This is a genomic window from Paraburkholderia sp. UYCP14C (assembly GCF_004197395.1).
Lineage (GTDB): Bacteria > Pseudomonadota > Gammaproteobacteria > Burkholderiales > Burkholderiaceae > Paraburkholderia.
Window position 1 is genome coordinate 37,504 of sequence record NZ_SELS01000041.1, and the last position, 20,295, is coordinate 57,798.

Annotated in this window: 14 protein-coding genes; 6 read left to right on the forward strand and 8 right to left on the reverse strand. The window is 66.1% G+C overall.

Annotation, left to right across the window (positions count from 1 at the left end):
- Positions 1-114: 114 nt before the first annotated feature.
- From glgX to treY, 4 genes are all read left to right on the forward strand, one after another.
- The gene (gene glgX / locus EVC45_RS29605; RefSeq protein WP_129961743.1) at positions 115-2,328 is read left to right on the forward strand and encodes a glycogen debranching protein GlgX; all 2,214 of its coding nucleotides are present in this window, start codon (positions 115-117) and stop codon (positions 2,326-2,328) included.
- Between the two features lie 139 nt (positions 2,329-2,467).
- Positions 2,468-4,372 carry a malto-oligosyltrehalose trehalohydrolase gene (gene treZ, locus EVC45_RS29610; RefSeq protein ID WP_129961744.1) on the forward strand — a complete coding sequence of 635 codons (1,905 nt, stop codon included), beginning with the start codon at positions 2,468-2,470 and terminating at the stop codon, positions 4,370-4,372.
- On the forward strand, positions 4,369-6,561 hold the full coding sequence (gene malQ, locus EVC45_RS29615) for a 4-alpha-glucanotransferase (protein ID WP_129961745.1): 2,193 nt from the start codon (positions 4,369-4,371) through the stop codon (positions 6,559-6,561). The genes treZ and malQ overlap by 4 nt, the downstream gene beginning before the upstream one ends.
- Complete coding sequence (treY, locus tag EVC45_RS29620) at positions 6,558-9,422, forward strand: malto-oligosyltrehalose synthase (protein ID WP_129961746.1); 2,865 nt, start codon at positions 6,558-6,560, stop codon at positions 9,420-9,422. The genes malQ and treY overlap by 4 nt, the downstream gene beginning before the upstream one ends.
- A 40-nt stretch (positions 9,423-9,462) precedes the next feature.
- On the opposite strand, the gene EVC45_RS29625 is transcribed toward treY, so the two are convergent.
- Both EVC45_RS29625 and EVC45_RS29630 read right to left on the reverse strand, forming a co-directional pair.
- Positions 9,463-10,806 carry a hemolysin family protein gene (locus tag EVC45_RS29625; RefSeq protein WP_129961747.1) on the reverse strand — a complete coding sequence of 448 codons (1,344 nt, stop codon included), beginning with the start codon at positions 10,804-10,806 and terminating at the stop codon, positions 9,463-9,465.
- A gap of 91 nt (positions 10,807-10,897) precedes the next feature.
- A complete protein-coding gene (locus EVC45_RS29630; RefSeq protein ID WP_129961748.1) occupies positions 10,898-11,719 on the reverse strand; it encodes a sensor histidine kinase KdpD in 822 nt (273 codons plus the stop codon).
- A 196-nt stretch (positions 11,720-11,915) separates the two neighbouring features.
- Here EVC45_RS29630 and EVC45_RS29635 point away from each other — a divergent pair, with 196 nt between their 5' ends.
- Positions 11,916-12,257, forward strand: coding sequence for an FKBP-type peptidyl-prolyl cis-trans isomerase (locus EVC45_RS29635; protein ID WP_129961749.1), 342 nt, complete (start codon positions 11,916-11,918; stop codon positions 12,255-12,257).
- Between the two features lie 20 nt (positions 12,258-12,277).
- Positions 12,278-13,066, forward strand: a complete 789-nt coding sequence (locus tag EVC45_RS29640) for an AraC family transcriptional regulator (protein ID WP_129961750.1) — start codon at positions 12,278-12,280, stop codon at positions 13,064-13,066.
- A 27-nt stretch (positions 13,067-13,093) separates the two neighbouring features.
- Here the strand turns inward: EVC45_RS29640 and EVC45_RS29645 are convergent, their stop codons facing one another.
- The 6 genes from EVC45_RS29645 to accD form a co-directional block, all read right to left on the reverse strand.
- Positions 13,094-14,290, reverse strand: a complete 1,197-nt coding sequence (locus EVC45_RS29645) for an O-succinylhomoserine sulfhydrylase (protein ID WP_129961751.1) — start codon at positions 14,288-14,290, stop codon at positions 13,094-13,096.
- Between the two features lie 245 nt (positions 14,291-14,535).
- Positions 14,536-16,086, reverse strand: a complete 1,551-nt coding sequence (gene purF / locus EVC45_RS29650; RefSeq protein WP_129961752.1) for an amidophosphoribosyltransferase — start codon at positions 16,084-16,086, stop codon at positions 14,536-14,538.
- An 89-nt stretch (positions 16,087-16,175) separates the two neighbouring features.
- Positions 16,176-16,727 (reverse strand): CvpA family protein, encoded by a 552-nt coding sequence (locus EVC45_RS29655; RefSeq protein ID WP_129961753.1) that lies wholly within the window; start codon positions 16,725-16,727, stop codon positions 16,176-16,178.
- 7 nt (positions 16,728-16,734) lie between these two features.
- Positions 16,735-17,688 (reverse strand): SPOR domain-containing protein, encoded by a 954-nt coding sequence (locus EVC45_RS29660; protein WP_129961754.1) that lies wholly within the window; start codon positions 17,686-17,688, stop codon positions 16,735-16,737.
- Between the two features lie 29 nt (positions 17,689-17,717).
- Positions 17,718-19,028: a bifunctional tetrahydrofolate synthase/dihydrofolate synthase gene (folC, locus tag EVC45_RS29665; RefSeq protein WP_129961755.1), complete on the reverse strand. Its 1,311-nt coding sequence runs from the start codon at positions 19,026-19,028 to the stop codon at positions 17,718-17,720.
- Positions 19,029-19,352: 324 nt separating this feature from the next.
- Entirely contained in the window at positions 19,353-20,225 is an 873-nt protein-coding gene (accD, locus tag EVC45_RS29670; protein ID WP_129961756.1) for an acetyl-CoA carboxylase, carboxyltransferase subunit beta, read from the reverse strand.
- Between the last annotated feature and the right edge of the window lie 70 nt (positions 20,226-20,295).

Consider the following 20,295-nt stretch of genomic DNA (forward strand, 5'->3'; position numbering starts at 1 on the left):
CGAAACTGCCGTAACACGGGCGCGCGGCGCGACGGCAAGCGTCGCACGCCCGTTGCGTGAAGACTCAGACAGACCCGGTCTCTAGCTCGACAATCAGAACAGGAAAAGGAAAACATGTCGCATGCGTTGCCCGACCGGTTGCTGCCCGGCTCGCCGTATCCGCTCGGCGCGAGTTGGGATGGGCTGGGGGTCAACTTCGCGGTGTTCTCGGCAAACGCGCAGAAAATCGAGCTATGCCTGTTCGATACCACCGGCCGCAAGGAAATCCGCCGCTTCACGATGCCCGAATGCACCGACGAGATCTGGCACGGCTATCTGCCGAACGCGCATCCGGGCACCGCGTATGGGTTTCGCGCGCATGGGCCGTATCAGCCGCATTTCGGGCATCGCTTCAATTCGCACAAGCTGCTGCTCGACCCGTATGCGCGCAAGCTCGTCGGGCAGTTTCGCTGGTCCGACGCGCTGTTCGGCTATCGCGTGCATTCGAATCGCGCGGACCTTTCGATCGACCGGCGCGATTCCGCACCCGCGATGCCGAAGTGCGTCGTGATCGACGAGGCGTTCGAATCGTCGCACGACAGGCGTCCCGACGTGCCGTGGGGCGAGACTGTGATCTACGAAACGCACTTGCGCGGCACGTCGATGCTGCGCTCCGACCTGCGCCAGCACGAACGCGGCACGTTCGCCGCGCTCGCATCGCCGGAGTTCATCGAGCATCTGCTGAAGCTCGGGGTGACCGCAGTCGAACTGCTGCCCGTGCATGCGTTTCTGAACGACCGCTTCCTCGTGGAGCGCGGGTTGCGCAACTACTGGGGCTACAACACGGCCGCGTTCTTCGCACCGGAGCCGACCTATCTGAGCACGCACCGGCTCGACGAAATGCGCATCGCCGTGCGGCAGCTGCACGCGGCCGGCATCGAGGTGATTCTCGACGTGGTCTACAACCACACCTGCGAAAGCAACGAGATGGGCCCGACCATCTCATGGCGCGGCCTCGACAATGCCAGCTACTACCGGCTGATTCCCGGCGACGAGCGTCACCACATCAACGACACGGGCTGCGGCAACACGGTCAACCTGCCGCATCCGCGCGTGATGCAGATGGTGATGGATTCGCTGCGCTACTGGTCGACCGCGTTCAATATCGACGGCTTCCGTTTCGATCTCGGCGTGACGCTCGGGCGGGAAAGCCACGGCTTCGATCCGGGCGCGGGCCTGTTCGACGCGTTGCGCCAGGACCCGGTGCTGTCGCAGCGCAAGCTGATTTCCGAGCCATGGGACATCGGTCCTGGCGGCTATCAGCTAGGCAATCATCCGCCTGGCTTCAGCGAATGGAACGACCGTTTCCGTGACACCGTGCGACGTTTCTGGCGCGGCGACGCCGGCCTGCGGCCCGACCTCGCCGCGCGCCTGACCGGCTCGGCCGATCTGTTCAACCGGCGGCATCGCAAGCCATGGGCCTCGATCAACTTCGTCACGTCGCACGACGGCTTCACGTTGGCCGATGTCACCGCGTACGAGCAGAAGCACAACGAAGCCAACCAGGAAGACAACAACGACGGCCACAACGAGAATTGCAGCCGCAACTGGGGTGTCGAAGGTGCAACCGACGACCCCGCGATTCTCGCGACGCGCCGTCGCGTGTCGCGCTCGCTGATCGCGACACTGATGATCGCGCTCGGCACGCCGATGCTACTCGCCGGCGACGAGGCGTTGCGCACACAGCGCGGCAACAACAATGCGTACTGTCAGGATAACGATCTATCGTGGATCGACTGGGATCTCGCGGATTCACCGGAAGGCCAGCGCATGACCGAGTTCGTCGCCCGCGTGATCGCGCTGCGCAAGCGCCATCCGCTGCTGCGTGAAACGCGCTTTCTGTTCGGCGAGCGCGAAGTGCTGCCCGGCCTGTTCGACGTCGGCTGGTTCGATGAACACGGCGACCCGCTGACGATCGAAGCATGGCAGGACCCGGAGGGACGCGCGTTCACGTTGCGTCGCGCGGGTCCGGGCCTGAATGGCGAAACCGAAGTATTGTTATTGATGCTCAACGCGCATGAGGAGGCGCGGCAGTTCGCTCCTCCCGCGCCGCACCTGGAATGGCATGTGTTGTTGGACACGGCCGAACCCGAGCGCGCGCCGCAGCGGCTCGCGGCGGCCGAGCTCGAGGTCGCCGCGCACGGCCTCGTGATACTCGCCGCGCAGCCGACCGGCGAAGCGGATTGGCAAGCCGGCTGGGTAGCCGGCGCGCAGCACGGGCCGCGGCTATTGACCGCGCTGCCGCCCGATCCGGGCACGCAGACGGCAAACGACGATGGTTCGCAATAAACGAAGCGCTGCGGCGAGAGAGTCTTAGCGTGGACAAATCGCAACGCAGCCGGGGTGGCAAGAATGTTGCGACGCAATGCCTGCTTGCGTCGCGGCGCCTTGCTATCCAGGCTCGTTGGCAGATTCGAATGGTGAAGACATGTCTGAAAGCCCGATTGATCCTCACACGCATCATCACGCGCACTGCCTGCCGTTCAGCGCGCAGTTGATCGGCGCGAGCGGCACGCGGCCGCGCACGCGGTTCCGTTTCTGGGCACCGTCGTGCAAAAGCGTGCAGGTGGTCATCGAAAACGGCGAGGCGCAAGGCGCGCACGACATGGCGCCGACCGGCAACGGCTGGTTCGAGATCACCGTGGAAAGCGGCGCGGGCACGCTGTATCGGTTCCGGCTCGACGACGGGCAGATGGTGCCCGATCCAGCCTCGCGCTTCCAGCCACAGGACGTGCACGGCCCGAGCGAGGTCATCGACCCGCGCACCTACCATTGGGAACACACCGAATGGCACGGCCGTCCCTGGGAAGAAACGGTGCTGTACGAATTGCACGTCGGTGCAATGGGCGGCTATGCGGGCGTGCAAAAGCGCCTGCCCGAACTCGCCGCGCTCGGCGTCACTGCAATCGAGCTGATGCCGCTGAACGACTTCCCCGGTCGTCACAACTGGGGTTACGACGGCGTGCTGCCGTACGCGCCAGACTCCGCATATGGCCGCCCCGAAGAGCTGAAGGCACTGATCGACGCCGCGCACGGCCTTGGCCTGATGGTGTTTCTTGACGTCGTCTACAACCACTTCGGACCGGACGGCAATTATCTGCATACTTATGCGGAGCCGTTCTTCCGCGCCGGCGTGCACACGCCGTGGGGCCCCGCGATCGACTTCGAGCGCAGCGAAGTCAGCGACTTCTTCACCGACAACGCGGTCTACTGGATCAACGAGTACCGCTTCGACGGACTGCGCTTCGATGCGGTGCATGCGATCGACAACCCCGAGTGGCTGCGCGAGCTGTCGGACCATATCCGTGCGCGCGTGCAGCATGGCCGCCATGTGCATCTGGTGCTCGAAAACGAGCACAACAGCGCGAGCCTGCTCGATGCGCATTTCGACGCGCAATGGAACGACGATGCGCACAACACGCTGCACGTGCTGCTGACCGGCGAAACCGAAGGCTATTACCACGCGTATGCGAACGAACCGATTCGCCGGCTCGCGCGCGTGCTGTCCGAAGGCTTCGCGTATCAGGGCGAGCCGTCGCCACTGCACGACGGTGCGCCGCGTGGCGAAGCGAGCGGGCATCTGCCGCCCACGTCGTTCGTGATGTTCTTGCAGAACCACGATCAGATCGGCAACCGTGCGTTCGGCGAGCGGCTGCGCAAGCTGACCTCGGATGACGCGCTGCGCGCCGCGACCGCGTTGCTGTTGCTGTCGCCGCAAATTCCACTGCTGTTCATGGACGAAGAACACGGCTCGACGCAACCGTTCCTGTTTTTCACCGATTACACCGGCGAGCTCGCCGACGCCGTGCGCGAAGGGCGACGCCGTGAATTCGCGCGCTTTGCCGCGTTCAGCGACGAACAGCGGCGCGCGCAGATTCCCGATCCGAACGACGCCGGAACCTTCGCCGCCTCGTCGCCACCCGCGCCCGATGCGAAGCCGACACCTGATCGGCTCGACTGGATGCATTACTACAAGTCCGCGCTCGCGGTGCGCGCGAAGCTGATCACGCCGCGCCTGAAGCATACGAAGGCGCGCGGCGCGACCGTGCTGCGCGACGCCGGCGGCGGCGACGCGAACGCGCTGGTCGCGCGCTGGAGACTCGGCGATGGCGAGACGCTGTCGATCGCGCTGAATCTGTCGCAGCAGAACGTCGCGTTCGACAACATCCCCGACGGCAAGATCATTTTCGAAACGCCGCCGCGCGCGCGCGAGCAGGCCGACGCGCGGGTGCTGCCCGCGCACGCGTGCATCGCGTGGCTGACCGGCGACATCAACGCATTCGCGAGCCGCCACGATGCGCGCATCGCATCGCACGAGGAGCAGCGCGCGTGACGACCCGACGCCCCAACGACCGGCTCGCCGCGCTCGCTACCCGCGCAGGCTTCGAGGTGGAGTGGCAGGACGCGCACCACAACACACAGCACGTGCCCGAAAAGACCCTCGGCACGCTGCTCGAACGCATGGGTCTGCCGTGCGGCAACGCCATGGACATCCGCCACAGCGCCGCTGCTTTGGAAGCCGAACTATCGGGCCGCCGGCTACCGCCGCTGATGACCGCGGTGATCGGGCGTGGCATCGCGCTGCCCGCGGCCCCGGTCAAGTCGGGCAGCCATTACCGGATCGAGCTGGAGAGCGGTGCGATCATCGACGGCCGCTTCACCGCGCCGAGAGGTGAGGAGGCGTTGCTCGCCCCGATCGACGAAGCCGGCTATCACACGCTCGTGATCCACGACCAGCGCATGACACTCGCGGTCGCGCCGCCGCGCTGCTACACCGTCGCCGACGCGTGGCGCTCGCTGCACGGCGGCGAAGGCGAAGCCGCGCCGCCCATGCCGCCACTGTGGGGCATCGCCGCGCAACTGTACGGCTTGCGCCGCACCGGCGACGGCGGCATCGGCGATTACACGGCGCTCGCGCAGCTTGCGCGCCACGGCGCGCAGCGCGGCGCGCACGCGCTCGCGGTCAGTCCGACGCACGCGATGTTCAGCGCGCAGCCCGAGCGCTTCAGCCCGTATGCGCCGTCGTCGCGGTTGTGGCTCAACGTCACGCATATCGATCCGGCCGCGGTGTTCGGCGCGGACGCGTTCGCAGCGGCATCGGCGCAGGCCGGCGACGCGGCGTCGAAATACGAAGATCTGCCGTTGATCGATTGGCCGCACGCGACACCGCTGAAGCTCGCGGCATTGCGCACGCTATACGAGCAGTTCAGCGCGAACGAGCGCCCGCAGCACTCGCCACGCGCGCTCGAATTTCACGGCTTCTGCGAACGCGCGGGGCGCGCGCTCGAAGATCACGCGCGCTTCGAAGCGCTACATGCCGCGCAGCTCGCGCAAGGCGGCGACGGCCATTGGCGCAATTGGCCCGATGCGTTGCGCGACCCGCGCAGTCCCGAAGTCGAAGCGTTTGCCGTCGCGCATCGCGACGAGGTCGACTTTCATCTGTTCCTGCAGTGGCTGGCATCGCGCGGCTTGCTGCACGCGCAGCACACCGCGCGCGAAGCCGGCATGGCGATCGGCCTGATCGCCGATCTCGCGGTGGGTTGCGACAGCGCCGGCAGTCACGCGTGGTCCTATCCGGACGACATGCTGCGGGGCGTGTCGGTGGGCGCGCCGCCCGACCTCTTCAACCAGGCCGGCCAGTCGTGGGGACTCACTACGTTTTCGCCGCGCGCGATGCGCACGCAAGGCTTCGTCGCGTTCATCGACATGCTGCGCGCCGCGTTCGCGCATGCCGGCGGCATCCGCATCGATCACATTCTCGGCTTGCGGCGTCTGTGGCTCGTGCCCGACGGCGAGAGCGCGCGCAATGGCGCGTATCTGCGCTATCCGCTCGAAGACCTGCTGCGGCTGATCGCGCTCGAATCGTGGCGGCATCGCGCGATCGTGATCGGCGAGGATCTCGGCACCGTGCCGCCCGGCTTTCGCGAGCGGCTCGACGAGCACGGCATCGAGGGGATTCGCGTGCTGTGGTTCGAAGGCGCACCCGACGGCAACGGCTTCAAGGCGCCGGCCGATTGGGACCGCTACGCGGTCGGCACCACGACCACGCACGATCTGCCGACCGTCGCCGGCTGGTGGCGCGGCAGCGACATCATGTGGCGCAACCGCATCGGCCAGACGATGGCGCGTGCCGACGGTCGCGACCCCGAGGAAGCGGCGCTCGAAGAGCGCGCGCAGCAACGCGCCGACTTGTGGCTCGCGTTCCAGCGAGCGGGCGTGGCCGCGCCCGATGTCGCGCCGCCGGACACCGACAACGCGCCGGTCGACGAGGCGCTCGCGTTCGTCGCCGCGACGCCCGGGCCGCTCGTCACGTTTCCGCTCGAAGACCTGCTCGCGCTCGCCGAGCAGCCGAACCTGCCGGGCTCGATCGACGAACATCCGAACTGGCGCCGCCGCATGACGCTGCCCGTCGACGCGATGTTCGACGACCCGGTATTCACCGACCGCCTGTTGGCCGTCGACGGCGCGCGCCGCGCCGCCGCGCCTTCATCCAACCCTTCCGCGGAGCCTGACACGCCATGACCGTTCCACGCTCCACGCTGCGCCTCCAGTTCCATCGGGGCTTCACGTTCGACGACGCCGCGCGGCGGGTCGAATACTTCGCCGCGCTCGGCATCAGCCACCTGTACGCGTCGCCGATCACTACGGCCGAGCCCGGCTCGATGCACGGCTACGACACCGTCGACTACACCCAGGTCAACGCCGAATACGGCGGCGAGGCGGGCCTGAAGCGCCTCGTCGACAAGCTGCGCGCGCACGATATGGGGCTCATCGTCGACGTGGTGCCGAATCATATGGGCGTCGGCGGTTCGAGCAACGCGTGGTGGCTCGACATCCTCGAATGGGGCCGCCATAGCGCTTATGCGCGTCATTTCGACGTCGACTGGCATTCGCCCGATCCCGCGCTGCGCGGCAAGGTACTGCTGCCCACGCTCGGCGCGTCGTACGGCGAAGAACTGGCGGCGGCCCGCATCGGGCTGCATTTCGCGGCCGACACCGGACGCTTTTATATCGGCTACGGTCCGCACGTGTTCCCGGTCTGCCCGGTCGATTACGCGGCGATCCTGCAAGGCGCCAACCGCGCCGATCTGAGCGCGCTCGCCAGTCGCTTTCAGGGACTCACGACGCAGCCCGCCGATCAGCCGCGCGCCGCAGAGGCGCGCGACGCGCTGCGCGAGTTCGTCGCGCGCGAAGGCCAGTCGGCGATCGAGTTCGTGCTGGAGACTTACGCGCCCGAAGATCCGGTCACGCGCGACCGGCTGCATCGGCTGATCGAGCGGCAGCATTTCCGGCTCGCGTGGTGGCGCACCGCCTCCGACGAAGTGAACTGGCGGCGCTTCTTCGACATCTCGACGCTCGCGGGCGTGCGCGTCGAGCGGCCCGAGGTGTTCGAGGCGGTGCACGCGCTGATCTTTCGCCTCTACCGCGAAGGGCTCGTCGACGGCTTGCGGATCGATCACATCGACGGGCTCGCCGAGCCGCGCGAATACTGCCAGCGTTTGCGCCAACGGCTCACCGAGTTGCGCGACACCGCGCCGTACGTGGTGGTGGAGAAGATCCTCGGCCGCGGCGAGCCGTTGCGCGACGACTGGCCCGTCGACGGTACGACCGGCTACGACTTCATGAGCGACGTCGGCGCGCTGCTGCACGATCCGGCCGGCGCCGAACCGCTCGCCGACACGTGGGCCGAGCTCACCGGCCGCAGCGCGCGCTTCGCCGATGAAGCGCACGCGGCGCGTCGCAAGATTCTCGCGGAAAACCTGTCGGCGGAACTGGACCGCGCGGCGCGCGCGCTGCATCGGATCGCACGCGATTCGCTGAACACGCGCGACGTCACGTACACGTCGCTGCGTCGCGTGCTGACCGAGCTGGTCGTGCATTTCCCCGTGTACCGCATGTATCCGCTGGGCGGCCTGCGCAGCGCCGCCGACAACGTCTATTTCGAGCAGGCGCTCGACGCCGCGCGTGCTTCGCTGCCGCGCTCGGACCACGCGACGCTCGAGCGCGTGAACGCGTGGCTCGGCGGCAGCCCCGAAGACCCGCCGCCGGCGCGGCCCGCCGCGCAGGCGCAGCAGCAGGCGCAAGGCGGCGGGCCGCCTCCGCATGCGGGATCGTCGCGGCGCAGCGCGCAAACGCTGTTTTCGCAGCTGACCGCGCCGCTCGCCGCCAAGGCGATCGAGGACACCGCGTGCTATCGCTACGGCCGTCTGTTGTCGCGCAACGAAGTCGGCTCGGACCCGGGCGAGTTCGCACTGTCGGTCGAGCAGTTTCACGCGGGCAATCTCGAGCGCGCGCAACGTTTTCCGCATGCGATGCTCGCGACCGCCACGCATGATCACAAGCGCGGGGAAGACGTGCGCGCGCGGCTCGCGGTGTTGAGCGAGATCGCCGACGAGTGGGGCGCGACGCTGCGGGCATGGTCGACGTTGAATGCGCCGCAGCGGCGCGCGCTCGACGGCACGCCGATCAGCAGCGTGAGCCGGGACAACAGCGACGCATGGGCTCCCGGCCCCGCCGCCGAGGCGATGCTGTATCAGACGCTGGTGGGCTGCTGGCCGCCGCAACTGCGCGCCGACGACGAAGCCGGCGTCAACGCGTTGGCCGAGCGCGTCGCGCAATGGCAGTTGAAGGCGCTGCGCGAGGCGAAGCTGCAAACCAGCTGGCTCGCGCCCGACGAAGCCTACGAAGCCGGCTGCCGCGAGTTCCTGTTCGGTATCCTCGCGCCGCAGCGGCGCGAGGGTTTCCTGAAGGAGCTGTCGGCGTTCGTCGAGCGCATCGGCCGCGCGGGCGCGCTCAACAGTTTGCAGCAGACGGTGCTGCGTCTCGCGTCGCCTGGGATCCCTGATCTTTATCAAGGCACCGAGCTGTGGGACTTCAGCCTCGTCGATCCGGACAACCGGCGACCCGTCGATTTCGCGAAACGCGAGACGTGGCTGCCGCAAACGCAAACGCCGCCGGCGGAATTTCTCGCCGAGTGGCGCGACGGTCGCGTGAAGCTCGCGGTGATCCAGCGCGTGCTGGCACTGCGCGCGCATCTGCCGGAATTGCTGAGTCAGAGCTCGTATTTGCCGCTCACGGTGCGCGGCGCGCATGCGTCGAGTGTGATCGCGTTCGCGCGGCGGCATGGCAATGCGTGGGCCGTGGTGATTGCCAGCCGGTTGGCCGCGAGGTTGCCAGGCAATGCCGAGCTACCGCTCGTCGAGCCGGCGCATTGGGCGGATACGGCCATCGAGATGCCGTCCGACCTGTCGGCGCGCGCGCTGTTCGACTGGCTGAGCCCCGCCGCGCCGAAGGTCGACGATCACGGGCTGCTGTATCTGCGCGACGCGCTCGCCACGATGCCGGTCGCGGTGCTGGTGGAGGATGGGGTGCCTCGAAGCTGAGGCGGCTTGAAACGGTTGAGGCTTCGGGTCCGCTCGGCCCTCAACCGCCCTCGTCGTCGAACACCTTCGGATACACGCGCACGAGCACGATGCGCGGTCCCTTCATTTTCTTGACCACGACGTCGAAGTCTTCGAACTCGACGCGCTGCCCTTCGCCCGGCAGATCGTTGAGCGCCTGGATCACGAGGCCGCCAACGGATTCGGCCTTGCCTTCGTCGATGTCGATACCCAGCGCGCGTTCGAGCGACACCACCGGCAAGCTGCCCTTGCCCATCAGCGTGCCGTCGTCCATGCGGGTCCAATCGGCGTCGCCCTGACGGAATTCGTCGTGGATCTGCCCGACCAGTGCGCCGAGCAGGTTGTCGAGCGTCAGGAAGCCGATCGGCTTCGCGTTCTTGTGGCCGACCAGCGCGAAGTGCGGCGCGCCCTTGCGAAAGCGCCGGAACAGCTCGAGCGCCGGCATCTCCGGCTTCACGTACTGCACGGGGCGCACGTAACGCGACAGGTCGTCGAGCGCGCTGCCCGCCTGGCGCGCGAGCAGCAGGTCCTTCAGATGGATCATGCCGGCCACGCGCTCGCCCGACGCGTCCTCGAACAGCGGATAGCGGCTGAAGCGATGCCGCGCGACCACCTGCATGTTGTCGCGCAGCGGCAGATCGCGCCGCAGGCAGACCATTTCATGCGACGGCCGCATCAGGTCCGATACGGTCATGCGCGAGAAGTCGAGCGAGTGCGCGATCGTGTTCCATTCGTCCTGGCTGTACGCACCGGTCGACGAACCGAGTTCGCTCGCGACGTTCGCACGACGGCCGCGCAGGATCAGCTTGAGTTCCTCGGTCGAGTAATGCGAGTCGTGGCCGTGCTCGCCATTGAGCCCCGCGGCCTTCAGCACCGTGTTCGCACTGGTGTTGAGCACCCAGATGGCCGGGTACATCACCCAGTAGAAACAGTACAGCGGTGTCGCGGCCCACAGCGAAATCTTCTCCGCCTCGCGGATCGCGAGGGACTTCGGCGCGAGTTCGCCGACCACGATATGCAGGAACGAGATACACGAAAATGCGAAGAACAGCGAGATGCCGTGGATCAGCTGCTCGGACTCGACGCCGATCACGGTGAAAAGCGGCGTCAGCAATTGCGCGAACGCCGGTTCGCCGATCCAGCCGAGCCCAAGCGACGCGAGCGTGATGCCGAGCTGACACGCGGACAGATAGGCGTCGAGCTGTCCGTGCACCTTCGCGAGCAGACGTCCGCGCATGCCATGCTGGGTGGCGAGGCTTTGCACGCGGGTCTGCCGCAGTTTGACCAGACCGAATTCGGCGGCGACGAAAAAGCCGTTGAGTGCAACCAGAAACATTGCACCGATAAGAGCGACAACCTGGATCAAAGCGACGGGCTCCGGCAACAAAAGTTGTCAGTATAGGGGCTGAAAGCTCGATGAAATCTCGATCGCGCGTCAACGCATTCGCGCGCGACGCTCATTTCAGCGCCGCCGCGCTGAACGGCACGCGCAGCACCAGCGTGGCGGGGCTCGCGGTGACACCGTTCGCTTCCGTCGTATCGCTTTGCTCGAAGCTTCCGCCGTGCGCCTCCGCGACGCGTTTGCACAACGCGAACACCCACGCGATGCGCTTCGCCTCGCGCGGCTCGCCGGCCTGCTTGCGCGCGAACGCTTCGAGCACGTGCGGCAGCGCGGCGTCGTTCAACGCGGCGTCGTTCGGCTCGTACGTGACGCTCGCATGCCAGGTGCCGTTGTCCGCGCGCGCCGCCAGTGCGACCTCGGCGCTCCGCGCGCTTGCTTCGGTGGCGAACGTCAGCATCAGCCACAGCGCGGCGGCGAGGCGGGCGCGGTCGCCGTTCAGTTGCTCGGTGGCGATCTGCGAGTCGAGCCGCACTTCGACGCCGCGCGCGCGGGCGAGGCCGGCGCGGACTTCCTCGACGGTTTCGTCGAGCAGCGGATGCAGCGGAAAGGGTTCGTACGTGAGCGTGAGCGATTTCGTTTCGGCGCGGGTCGCATCGACGATCGTCTCGAGCAGCTTCACCTGCTGATCGACGCCGCTGCGAATGCCGGTGATCGCGCGCTGCGAGTTGGGATCGTTCGCGTCGAGCTTGCGCTCGAGCACGTAAGCCCAGCTATGAATCGCATTCAACGGACCGCGCAGGTCGTGCGACACCAGTGACAGCACATGATCGCGCATGAACAACGCGGTTTCGGCTCGCAGCAGCGCGCTGCGTTCGGAGATGACGAAGCCGGCCGACGCCGGCTGGGCGCCAGCAGTCCCGGTGGGTGACGTAGTCACGATCGAGTCCTCTCAGGCAATGCTGGATGATGGGGCGAAGCCTCATTATAGGCATCCCGTTCGGACCGACCAGTCCGAGCCGAACTGCGAGCCGGGACGCAATCCGCATGCCATACGCGAAACCGGACAAGACTCGGCGATCGGGCGTCAACGCGCCTACAATGTCGGTTTTACGTTTTGATCTGAGGAGCAACGCATGTCGACTGTGACGACCGAATCCGGCCTGAAGTACGAAGACCTCGTGGAAGGCACCGGCGCCGAAGCCGTGGCCGGCAAGACCGTGACCGTGCACTACACGGGCTGGCTGACCGACGGCCAGAAGTTCGATTCGAGCAAGGACCGCAATGACCCGTTCGCTTTCGTGCTGGGCGGCGGCATGGTCATCAAGGGTTGGGACGAAGGCGTGCAAGGCATGAAGGTCGGCGGCAAGCGCAAGCTGACCATTCCGCCGCAACTCGGCTACGGCGTGCGCGGCGCGGGCGGCGTGATTCCGCCGAACGCGACGCTCGTGTTCGACGTCGAGCTGCTCGCCGTCTGAGTTACACCTGAGTCTTGTCATTGAGCCACGCCGCCGTCGCCACCCCTAACGTCTCGCTGCGCTGCTATGGCACGATCGAAGCGTCGGACGTGCACGACTTCCACCAGGTCGTGCTCGGGCTCGACGGCGCGATGGTGATGGCGGTGGACGGCGTCGCGCAGCAGATCGACGCCGGCTCCGCATGGCTGATCCCGGCCGGCGCACGGCACGATTACGCGGGCGTCGGCACCAACCGACAGCTCGTGCTCGATTTGCCGGCGGCGTCGCTGGCGGTGCCCGAGCGGCTGTTCGAGCGCGCGCGAGCCGTAGCCGTCGATCCATCGCTCGCGCAGCTCGTGCACACGATTGCCGCGCATGCGACAGGCGGCGCGGGCGATGCGCAAGCAAACGCCTTCGATCACCGCCGCTTCCATTGGGATGCCGCGGCACGCCTGGGCGCCGCGCTCGTCGCCGATTCCGGCGCACTTGCCGGTGCGCGCAGCGAAGGCGTGCGGCTCGATTTCGCGCGCATCGACCGCTGGCTGCGCGCGCATCTGTCCGAGCCGCTGAAGATCGCGGACCTCGCCGCGCACTGCGGCTTCGGCATGCGACGCTTTCATCAACTGTTCATCGATGCGTTCGGCGAGACGCCGCACCGCTATTTGCAGCGGCTGCGGCTCGACACGTCGATCACGCTGCTCGCCGATCCGCGTCTTTCGTTGACCGATATCGCGCTCGAGATCGGCTTCGGCGATCAGAGCGCTTACACGCACGCGTTCACGCGGCGTTTTGGGCTGGCGCCCGGGCAGTGGCGGGCGTTGCGCCACTGAGGGTGTGCGCAGGCTCTGCCCTGCCTGTCAGCCTGCGAGCCCACGCTGCAGATCCACACGGATATCGCCCGCGTTTTCGAGCCCCACCGCAAGCCGGATCAAACCTTCGCTGATGCCCGCCGCCGCGCGCGCTTCGGGCGAGATACGGCCGTGCGTGGTGGTCGCCGGATGCGTGATCGTGGTGCGCGTGTCGCCCAGATTGCCGGTGATCGAGCACACCCTTGTGCCGTCGATCACGCGCCATGCGTTCGCGCGCATCTGCTCGGGTGTGTCGCCCTTCAATTCGAACGACAGGATCGCGCCGCCCGTTTTCTGCTGACGCATCGCGAGCGCATGCTGCGGATGCGATTCGAGCCCCGGATAGAACACACGATTGACGGCCGGATGCGACTCGAGCCAGCGCGCGATTTCGAGCGCGTTCGCCGACTGCTTTTCGACGCGCAGCGACAGCGTCTCCATGCCCTTCAACAGCACCCACGCGTTGAACGCGGACAGCGTCGGCCCGGCGCTGCGCACGAACGGAAACACCTTTTCCATGATGAGCTGCTTCGAACCGACCAGCGCGCCGCCGAGCACGCGGCCCTGGCCGTCGAGAAACTTGGTCGCCGAATGCATGACGACATCCGCGCCGAGTTTCAGCGGCTGCTGCAACGCCGGACTGCAGAAGCAGTTATCGACGACGAACAGCGCATTCGCGGCCCTCGCGATCTTGCCGATCGCTTCGATATCCGACACTTCGGTCAGCGGATTGGAAGGCGTTTCGAGGAAGAACATCTTCGTTTCGGGACGCACCGCTTCGCTCCACGCGTTCAAATCCGTTGGATCGACGAACGTGGTCGTGATGCCGAACTTGCTGAAGATCTGCGAGAACATGCCGAGCGTCGAGCCGAACAGCGCCTGCGAACTGACGAGGTGGTCGCCCGCCTGCAACGTCGACATCACGACCGACATGATCGCGGCCATGCCCGACGCCGTCGCGATACAGGCCTCGCCGCCTTCGAGCGCGGCCAGACGGTCCTGGAACATCGAGACGGTCGGGTTCGAGAAGCGCGAGTACGTGAAATAGTCTTCGGAGTTCTTGAAGCGCTCGGCGGCGTCCGCGGCGCTCGCGAACACGAAGCTCGAGGTCAGGAAGATCGCTTCCGAGTGCTCGTTGAAGTCGCTGCGCGCGGTGCCCGAGCGGACGGCCAGCGTATCGAAGTCGAAGTTCGGGGAGTCGTCCATGTTGGTTCTGGTCTCCAAGGTTCGGTATCTGTTTCGGGGGCGACGCTGTCGTGGGTGCTTCGGTGACTATGGAAACGAAAAAGCCCGCTTATGCGTCGGCATAAGCGGGCTTCATGTACGGGGAGGCTGGAGCAAGGACGGCTTTCCGCCCTTCGCTTTAGCTGTTTCGGGTCACCCCGCGTCCGCAAGCTGAGATCAAATCGACGCAAGCAGTCATGCTAGCACGCTCGCGTCGTGGTGAATGCTCAGCCGACCGACAGTTGCAGATGCAGCTGCGAACGCGCCGGGCCGCCACCGTCGATCGCTTCGCTCGCGGCATCGCGATCCGATTGCGACGACGGCGCGAGACGCGCGCTTTCGATGCGGTCGAGGTACTCGGTCGTGACGTCGCCGGTCACGTAGTTGCCGTCGAAGCACGAAGCCTCGAACTCCTTGAGCGCCGGGTTGATATCGCGCACCGCCTGCTTCAGCGCATCGACGTCCTGATACACCAGGTGATCCGCGCCGATCATGCGCGCGACTTCCTCGTCCGTGCGGCCATGTGCAACCAGTTCGCCGCGCGTCGGCATATCGATGCCGTAGACGTTCGGGAATTTCACCGGCGGCGCCGCCGACGCGAAAATCACCTTGTTCGCGCCCGCATCGCGCGCCATCTGCACGATTTCGTGCGACGTCGTGCCGCGCACGATCGAGTCGTCGACGATCAGCACGTTCTTGCCCTTGAACTCGATGGTCATCGCGTTCAGCTTCTGGCGCACCGACTTCTTGCGCACCGCCTGACCCGGCATGATGAAGGTACGACCCACGTAGCGGTTCTTGAAGAAGCCCTCGCGATACTCGACGCCGAGCTTCTTCGCGACCTGCATCGCGGCCGGGCGCGACGAATCGGGAATCGGCATCACCACGTCGATCGCGACGTCGGGCAGCTCGCGCTTGATCTTTTCGGCGAGGTAGTCGCCCATACGCAGACGCACGTTGTAGACCGGCACGCCGTCGAGCACCGAATCCGGACGCGCCAGATACACGAGTTCGAAGATGCAGGGGTTCAGGCTCGGGGACGTCGCGCACTGCTGCGAATGCAGCTGGCCTTCGGCGTCGATGAAAATCGCCTCGCCCGGCTGCACGTCGCGCACGAATTCGAAGCCGATGCCTTCAATCGCCACCGATTCCGACGCCAGCATCCACTCGACGCCCTCAGCCGTTTCCTGCTTGCCGAGGCACAGCGGACGGATACCGAACGGGTCGCGGAAACCGAGCAGGCCGTAGCCGGCGATCAGCGAAACGATCGCGTACGAGCCGCGCACCCGGCGATGCACGCCCGACACCGCCTTGAACAGCGCGGCCGGATCGAGCTGCAGACCCGAACTCGACAGTTGCAGCTCGTGCGCGAGCACGTTGAGCATCACTTCGGTATCGGAATTGGTGTTCACGTGGCGGCGATCGATGCGGAACATCTCATCTTTCAGCTGCTGCCAGTTGGTCAGATTGCCGTTGTGCGCGAGGATGATGCCGAACGGCGCATTCACGTAGAACGGCTGCGCTTCTTCTTCGCTCGACGCCGAACCGGCGGTCGGGTAACGGACCTGGCCGATGCCCGTCGTGCCCGGCAGGCTGCGCATGTTGCGCGTGCGGAACACGTCGCGCACCATGCCGTTGGCCTTGTGCATGTGGAAATTGCTGCCGTTCGCCGTGGCGATGCCGGCGGCGTCCTGACCGCGATGCTGCAGCAGCAGCAGGCTGTCATAGATCAGCTGGTTGACCGGGGAGTGGGAAACTACGCCTACGATGCCGCACATGGCATGTCCTTCAAAGGTACGAAATTCACGATGGCGACCGGTGCCTGCGACCGCGCCCGCGCTTCGATGCGACGGGACGCGCTACGACGTCAAGGCAGCCGGTATGCGCCGGAGTCCTGTTGCGCATTGCTCGGGGCGCCCAAATCGTCCACATGGACGTATGCGGCGAGCGCCTCGGGCAGCAGCGGTTTCATTGCGCGTACGCCCGCAACCGCATACGGACGAAGCAGCGCGTTGCGCCAGAATTCCTGTTTGGGCAGTTCGGTCAAGCCTGCGAGGGCGACCAGAATCAGCACCAGAACGACCCCACGCACGAGGCCGAACATCAAACCGAGCGAGCGATCCGCACCGCCCAGTCCCGTGACCTGCACGAGGCGGCTGAGCATCGCGCTCACCACGCTCGCGACCAGCACTACGCCGATCACCACGAGCGAAAAAGCCAGCAGCCACTGCGTCAATGCGCCGCCCGGCCAGGTGGACGGAATATACGGGACCACGTAGCCCACGAACTCGCAAGCGAGGAAAAACGCCGCGATCCAGCCGATCAATCCAAACACTTCCGACAGCAAACCGCGCCAGGCGCCTCGCAGCGCCGACAAACCGATCACCGCCATTACAGCGTAGTCGAAGGCAGTGAACATCGCTCGCTTACTGTGCGCTGCCGCCGTTCGAGCCCGACACCAGGCCCGCCTCGCGGACCTTCGCGACTGCGGCGGTGGCCGCGGCCCGGTCGGCGAACGGGCCGGCACGCAGCAATGTCAGCGTCGAGCCGTCGGCTTGCTTCCTATGCTCGGTATATGTGGGCACGCCCGCCGCTTTCAACTTCGCGGCCCAATTGCGCGCGTTCGCTTCGTTCGAGAACGCGCCAAGCTGCACCGCGAAACGGTTGCCCGGCGGCGAGGCCGGCGTGCCGGAGTTCGCGTCGGCGCTGGCGGCGGCCGGGTTCGCGTCGTCGTCGGCCGATGCTGACGGTGCGGCGGCGGGTGCCTTGGTCCGTTTGGCGGGAGCAGCGGGCGCGGTGTTGGCGGCGAGCGACTGCGTTTGCGGCTTCGCGGCGGGCTTCGGCGCCGCGGCGGTAACGGTGCCGGTTGCAGCGGACGGGGTCGTGCCCTGTTTCGCTGCGGTCGATTGAGTCGATTGAGTTGGCTTCGCGGTGGCGGCCGAGGCTGCTGCGGTGGTCGCTGCGGTCGTTGCCGGCGCGAGGCTGGATGCGGCGACGCCCGTGTCGGCGGCCGGCGGATTGTCCGGCGCGACGCCGGCTTGCACGTCTTCGTTGGCGGTGGATCTGGAGAGCTTCGGCGCGGGCCGGCTCGGGATGTCGATCGAGATGTCGTCGGTAACGGGCTTAGGATGCGAATCCAGCACCATCGGCAGGATGATCACCGCCGCGACGACCAGTGCGATTGCACCGACGAGCCGGCGACGCGCGCGCTGCTTTTCCGGCAACGTGGGGTCGAGCAGCATCGCATCTGCATCGACGGCGCGCTCGGTGCGGCGGGTGCGCCGCTCGACGCGCTCACCCCGGGCGGCCCGATTGGAACTGGTATTTGCGCCGCGCCGGCTGGGCGCGTCGTCTTTCTTGCCGAACGAGAAAATTCCCATGAATCGCTTGGTTCGAGCCTGGTGCCCGCTCAGTGTTGCTGCGATTTCCGGTAGGCCATCACGCCCGCTACCGTATAGAAACTGCCGAAAACCACAATTCTATCATTCTCTGACGCACGTTTTAGCGCGTCCTGGAAAGCCTGTGCCGGTGTTTCAAAACGTGTGACGCTGCTGTCGGTACTGTCTTCCACGCCCAGCTCGCGCAACGCGGTTTCGAGCTCCTGCGCAGACGCCGCGCGCGGCGTCGGCAGATCGGTCACGCACCAGTGATCGATCTCGCCTTTCAGATGACTGAGCACACCGGCAATGTCCTTGTCTCGCATCGCGCCGAACACCGCGTAGGTGTACGGGAAAAAGCCCATGTTGCCGAGATTCTGACCGAGCACCGCGGCCGCATGCGGATTGTGGCCGACGTCGAGCACGATGGACGGCTTGCCCGGCAGCACCTGAAAACGGCCGGGCAAATCCACATTGGCGATGCCGAGCCGGATGTCCTGCGCCGACACCGGCAGCCGGTCGCGCAAAGCTTCTAGCCCGGCCAGCGCCGCCGACGTGTTGATCAGCTGATTCGCGCCGCGCAGCGACGGATAGGCGAGTGCCGAGCGCCGCAGTGTCGGGCCGACATAGCTCCACTGCTGGCGCTCACTGCCGGCCTGGCCTTCGTAGCGGAAATCGCGGCCGAACAGCCACAATTGCGCGCCGATCTTTTCCGCGTGATCGATCAGCGACTGCGGGGGCACCGGGTCCGCGCAGATCGCCGGTTTGCCGGGGCGGAAAATGCCGGCTTTTTCGAACCCGATTTTTTCACGCGTATCGCCGAGATAGTCGGTGTGATCGAGATCGATGCTCGTGATGATCGCGCAATCGGTATCGAGGATATTGACCGCGTCGAGACGACCGCCGAGGCCGACTTCGAAAATCACGGCATCGAGGCCACGCGACGCGAACAGACGCATGATCGCGAGCGTCGTGAATTCGAAGTAGGTCAGCGTGACCGGATTGGCGAGGCTCTGGCGCGCAGCTTCGACGGCTTCGAAGTGCGGCAGCAGATCAGCGTCGCTTGCCATCGCGCCGTTGATGCGCGCCCGCTCATTGAACGACAGCAGATGCGGCGACGTGTGGCAGCCGACCGTATAGCCCGCGCGTAGCAAAATCGCTTCGAGAATCGCGCAGGTCGAGCCTTTGCCGTTCGTGCCGCCGACTGTGATGATCGGGCAGGCGAACGACAGCTTCATCGCATCGCGTACCTGGGAGATGCGGCCCAAACCCATGTCGATGCCGACTGGATGCGCGGATTCAAGGTGCGTGAGCCACGCGTCGAGGGTGGGGAATGTCGTCATCGGGTGAATCTTGAGTGAGTCGCGGTGGTTCGGTTCTGCAGCGCTGCAAAGGATGCTGGTCAGATGGTCGCGGTTGGCGGGCGCCGAACGCAGCCGGTCAGGAGCGGAAGCGGCCGCGCGGTTTATGCGCACAAACCCGCACCTCGAGCCGCCACAGCTTCGGGTTCAACCGTCGCCACATCGCAGGCGACCGTAATTATCCCGGAAATGACAGCGCGCCGCTTGATTGCTCACGCGGCGCGCTATTTTTTGATCGCTTCGCTGCTCTGCGCCGCGTTTTCGACACCGCGGCGAAACAGCAGCAATTGCGGAGCTGGCCGGCCTTTAAGCGACCGCGTCCGCCGGCTGATGGCTCAACAGCGCCAGCAATTGCGCGATCTCTTCGCGCAGCTTGCGACGATCGACGATCATGTCGACCGCGCCCTTCTGCAGCAGGAACTCGGCGCGCTGGAAGCCTTCCGGCAGTTTCTCGCGCACGGTCTGTTCGATCACGCGCGGACCGGCAAAGCCGATCAGCGCCTTCGGCTCGGCGATCACGACGTCGCCGAGGAACGCGAAACTCGCGGACACGCCGCCCATCGTCGGGTCGGTCAGCACCGAGATGAACGGCAGCTTGGCTTCGGCCAGCTTCGTTAGCATCGCGGTGGTCTTCGCCATCTGCATCAACGACAGCAGGCTTTCCTGCATCCGCGCGCCGCCCGAAGCGGTGAAGCAGATGAACGGCACCTTCTGTTCGAGTGCATTCTGTGCGCCGCGCGCGAAACGCTCGCCGACCACCGAACCCATCGACCCGCCCATGAACGAGAACTCGAAGCACGACACGACGACCGGCAGCGTATGAATCGCGCCGCCCATCACGACCATTGCGTCGGTTTCGTCGGTTTCGTCCATCGCCTCTTTCAGGCGCTCCGGGTACTTGCGGCTATCTTTGAACTTCAGCGCGTCGACCGGAACGATTTCCTGGCCGATTTCGTAGCGGCCTTCCGGATCGAGCAGGCTGTCGAGCCGCTCACGCGCGCCGATGCGCATGTGATGGTCGCACTTCGGGCAAACATGCAGATTGGCCTCGACGTCGTTGCGATACAGCACGGCTTCGCACGACGGGCACTTGATCCACAGGCCTTCCGGAATTCCCTTGCGGTTCTTCGGGTCGGTTTGTTTGATTTTTGGCGGCAGCAGCTTATCGAGCCAGCTCATAGGGAATCCTTCTGGGTCAGCAGTCGCGCGAACGGCGGGACGAGCCCGCCGCTCACGTTACCGCGACAAA

Excerpts from the sequence above, each read along its gene's own strand:
- EVC45_RS29655 (WP_129961753.1), bottom strand. The coding sequence starts at position 16,727 with ATGTTCACTGCCTTCGACTACGCTGTAATGGCGGTGATCGGTTTGTCG.
- EVC45_RS29660 (WP_129961754.1), bottom strand. The coding sequence starts at position 17,688 with ATGGGAATTTTCTCGTTCGGCAAGAAAGACGACGCGCCCAGCCGGCGC.
- purF (WP_129961752.1), bottom strand. The coding sequence starts at position 16,086 with ATGTGCGGCATCGTAGGCGTAGTTTCCCACTCCCCGGTCAACCAGCTG.
- glgX (WP_129961743.1), top strand. The coding sequence starts at position 115 with ATGTCGCATGCGTTGCCCGACCGGTTGCTGCCCGGCTCGCCGTATCCG.
- EVC45_RS29645 (WP_129961751.1), bottom strand. The coding sequence starts at position 14,290 with ATGGACGACTCCCCGAACTTCGACTTCGATACGCTGGCCGTCCGCTCG.
- folC (WP_129961755.1), bottom strand. The coding sequence starts at position 19,028 with ATGACGACATTCCCCACCCTCGACGCGTGGCTCACGCACCTTGAATCC.
- accD (WP_129961756.1), bottom strand. The coding sequence starts at position 20,225 with ATGAGCTGGCTCGATAAGCTGCTGCCGCCAAAAATCAAACAAACCGAC.
- EVC45_RS29635 (WP_129961749.1), top strand. The coding sequence starts at position 11,916 with ATGTCGACTGTGACGACCGAATCCGGCCTGAAGTACGAAGACCTCGTG.
- treY (WP_129961746.1), top strand. The coding sequence starts at position 6,558 with ATGACCGTTCCACGCTCCACGCTGCGCCTCCAGTTCCATCGGGGCTTC.
- treZ (WP_129961744.1), top strand. The coding sequence starts at position 2,468 with ATGTCTGAAAGCCCGATTGATCCTCACACGCATCATCACGCGCACTGC.